Below are 3,824 nucleotides of genomic sequence, written 5' to 3'. Positions count from 1 at the left end.
ATTCTCTGTATTTCAACACTTCGGCGGGCAATTCATAAGAGGACAGTTCAGACAACACCGATTCGTCCGTTGAATATCCAGTTTTAGTTTTTTTGATTACAGGAAGATTAAGTTTTTCAAACAATATTGTAGAAAGCTGTTTTGGAGAATTAATATTAAATTCCTGTTGCGCAATTTTATATATATTATCTTCAATTTGTTTAAACTCAACTACAATTTTTTCGTTAAAAACACGCAAAAAAGAAGAATCAACTTTTATACCGGCAATTTCCATTTCAGAAAGAACTTCAACTAGAGGCATTTCTACATCAAAAAAAAGCGATTCAAGTTTTGTCCCTTTTATCTGCAAATTAAATACTTTGGATATTGCAAGTACGGTCGATGAAATTGAGTTTGCATATTGCGCAGTGTCGGTTATTGAAGCGTCGGCAAAAGCAATCTTTTTTAAACCGCTACCAAGATAAGTATCATTTCCGGCAGAAAAATTTAGATATTCCTTCGATATGTCTGTTATGTTATGCGATTTAGCAGGATTTATACAATACGAAGCGAGCATCGTGTCAAAATATATATTATTTAAATCGATGCCTAACATCTTATATATATTTCTTTCATGTTTTAAATCGTGCCCGATTTTTTTTATTTTATTTGAAGAAAGTATCGACATAAAAATATTTTTAAATTCGTCAAAGCTCATTTGACTAGAAGTTAAATCATTATGCCCTACAGGAAAATAAAAAGATTTGAGTAAAGCTTTACCTAAATCTTTGGTTTCAACACACAACGATATGCCTACAATCTGAGCTTTTAAAGAATCTGCTAAAGAACCAACCGTTTTTATCGCAACTGTGTTTACTTCTTCCATTACTTTTACAATCTCAATCGCTCTTTCGCGAGTCCCTACTATTTCAGAATCAAATTTAAAATCTTTACCTGAAAATTTTAAATTGACAACCGCCTGAGATTCACGAGCTGTTTTGGATTCTTCATTGCGTTGCGCTTCATTCAAAACGACAGCAGGCTGAGATTTATGATTTGTGTCGGAATATTTTGCAACCAAACTTTTAAATTCATATTTTTCAAAAAAAGGGAGCGCTTTGCTTATATCAAAATTTTTATTCTCAAATTCTTCCGTACTATAATCTAAAGGAACTTGTTTATTCAAAGCTATCAGTTTTCTGCTAATTAAAGCCTCTTCCTTACCATGCTGCAACAATTTTCCGACATTTCCTTTTACAGAACCTGCATTTTGCAAAATATTTTCTAGACTCCCAAATTCTTTTATAAGTTTTACGGCGGTTTTTTCGCCAATACCTTTTATACCGGGAATATTATCGACTGCATCGCCCATTAAAGCAAAAACATCAGAAAGCTGCGAAGGAGTAACGCCATATTTTTCCTCAACTTTCTTTGCGTCATACATGATATCTTTAGAATCATTCCAAATCAAAACATTTTCATCTTCCGCTAACTGTAACATATCTTTATCGCCGGTTACAATAACAGTCTGCAAATTATTTTTTTTATTATTTTCGGTTATTGTGGCAATCAAATCATCAGCTTCATAACCTTTTATTTCTATTTCCGTAATATTTAAAGCTCCTACGGCTTCTCTTGCAATAGGCATTTGGCTTATAAGAGTCTCATCAAGAGGTTTTCTGTTTGCTTTATATTCTTTAAATAGTTCATGTCTAAAGTTTTTTGAAGGATAATCAAAACAAACCGCAAGATAATCCGGTTTAAAATTGTTTTTTATTTTAAGCAACAACTTTATAAAACCGTAAACCGCGTTAACGTGTTGATTGTTTGAAGTAAGAAATGGCGGTAAAGCATGATACGCTCTGTGTATGTAAGCGTTGCCGTCTATAATAAAAAATTTTTTCATATATTGTTAGTTTTCAAATTCTAATTTTCTGATATTAGTTAATGTCATAATTATATTTTTTCTCGCATACTACAATGTGTTCATACAACATAGTATTTACAGTTTTCCCTATTTTATTGGTTGGAGAATTTTTACTCGGCATAGCCTTATTACTTAAAGCTCTTTCATAGGTAACTACGTGTTTAAACCCGCAAGCTTCAAACTTTTCAGCAACAAATTGATCTGTAGGAAGTTTTATATTTTTTACAGTTCTATTGCCAACAATGTATATTGCTTTGCCGCCCTTACGCACGCTGTTTGCCACATTTGTAATAGAAACGCTTAAGTCCCTATAAAAAGACGATACTTCCAATGCGCGATTATTGTCAACTTTGCTTATTTGTGAAATGCTATCGGCAATTACGCCATGCGTAATATTTGATTTTGATTTTGTTCCACCCATTAGCATTCTATCTATTTTTCGCGCAAAACTTATTCCTAACCATTCGTTTGACAATGTTGAAAATTGTCCATATGCAACAGTTGTCCGACTATCGCCATAAGGCGGACTTGTTAAAACAACATCAAAGGATTCATTTTGAAATTGAAACTGCGCGCATTTAACGTTTATCTTGCCATCGTTTTTTATTTTTGGAAAATAAAAGTTAGAATATATCAAAAATATATCATTCCACTTTTTTAAATACACACTAACTACATCTGGATTGAAATTTAACAACTCATCTGATTTTATACGAAATAGTTTAAACTCGTTATTTCTTGTGTAAGAACACTCTCTAACAACTTCAGAAAATGGCGCTAAAAAAAAGTTTCTAATATTTATATTTTTTATTTCATCTATAAAATGTTTAATAATAATTAATTTATTTATCACATCTTGCGAAAACCAAAAATCAATATTTGTAATTTGAGGGCGGGGCAACTTAAATATATTATTTTCATTTTTTAGAAATTCAAAAATATTATTTCTAAATGTTTGCTTTTCTTTAATAAGTTCGTTTATAGGAATTTTTGTAAATTTAACCTTACAAATAAGCGTCGCCCACGGATTTATGTCAAAACCTTGCATTTTAGTTAACCCGCATTCCAAACCGCTCGTAAATGAAGAACCGGACCCACAGTAGGGATCTAATAAACTCCCTTTTGTGGCATCAAATTCTTTTAAGATATCAATTCCAATTTGCGGCAACATAGTCGCTGGATATTTGTGCAAATTTGGATATAGAGAAGCGTATGATTGACCGATATAATCATATTTTGTATTTCTAATTACTTGATACATAAATTATAAATCCTTTACATTATTAAACAACAAAGACAATTTGTTTTCATAAGTTCTAAATCCTGTCCCATGATTTCTTGCCATAGTACCCTTGTCATGTAACCGCAAATCCACTAAAATATTTTCCGCGCGGAATTGATCTGCCAACAGTTCAGACGATGTTCCCTTCATTAGTTGCGCTCTGTAATAATGGAAATATTCTACCCCACCGCGTTCTTCAGTAAATGTTGATACAAAAAGTAGCGTTGGCAATTTTTGCATAAATCTTTCAGCTAAAGTTTGCAATTTCCAAGAAGCAATCACCTCGCCAGATATATGCCGCACAAAAATTCCCGTTGTATGAATATCAAGAAACAATCCTGCGCTATTAGGTTTTAAAGACAGGGTGTAATAAAGACCTTGTCGTCCATCTTTGTCCAAGCTACCATATTTTTTTTACTGCTTCCAAAGGCGGCATTTTCCATGCTTTATTATTGAACGTAAATAACGTAATTAAACTATTTGCTTTGCTTCTATAAGCTTTAAGTTCTGTCCCTTCAATGTCAGGATTAGCAATATTATTTTCAGTTACGCCAAGTAGTGTTTCCAAAGTATATCCTATGCCCGTTGCTCCATTCCTTTTAGTAGGTATAAATCCCATTTTTTTAATTTGTTTGA

4 protein-coding genes are annotated in these 3,824 nt (G+C 32.3%); all 4 read right to left on the bottom strand.

Going from position 1 to position 3,824, the window contains the following annotated elements; translation table 11 throughout:
• A partial coding sequence (locus LE180_RS06480; RefSeq protein WP_374134639.1) for a DNA polymerase occupies positions 1-1,885 on the bottom strand: 1,885 nt, incomplete at its 3' end.
• 34 nt (positions 1,886-1,919) lie between these two features.
• Positions 1,920-3,167 carry a modification methylase gene (locus LE180_RS06475; RefSeq protein WP_374134638.1) on the bottom strand — a complete coding sequence of 416 codons (1,248 nt, stop codon included), beginning with the start codon at positions 3,165-3,167 and terminating at the stop codon, positions 1,920-1,922.
• A gap of 3 nt (positions 3,168-3,170) precedes the next feature.
• The gene (locus LE180_RS06470; RefSeq protein WP_374134637.1) at positions 3,171-3,587 is read right to left on the bottom strand and encodes an MvaI/BcnI family restriction endonuclease; all 417 of its coding nucleotides are present in this window, start codon (positions 3,585-3,587) and stop codon (positions 3,171-3,173) included.
• Position 3,588: 1 nt separating this feature from the next.
• A partial coding sequence (locus tag LE180_RS06465) for an MvaI/BcnI family restriction endonuclease (protein ID WP_374134636.1) occupies positions 3,589-3,824 on the bottom strand: 236 nt, incomplete at its 5' end.

The organism is Candidatus Endomicrobiellum pyrsonymphae (assembly GCF_020328025.1).
GTDB classification, from domain to species: Bacteria; Elusimicrobiota; Endomicrobiia; order Endomicrobiales; family Endomicrobiaceae; genus Endomicrobiellum; species Endomicrobiellum pyrsonymphae.
The sequence above is the reverse complement of the archived record's forward strand: the minus strand, read 5'-3'. Positions and strand labels throughout refer to the sequence as shown.

Bases quoted from the DNA above. Each gene is read 5' to 3' on its own strand.
- LE180_RS06475 (WP_374134638.1), bottom strand. From the start codon at position 3,167: ATGTATCAAGTAATTAGAAATACAAAATATGATTATATCGGTCAATCA.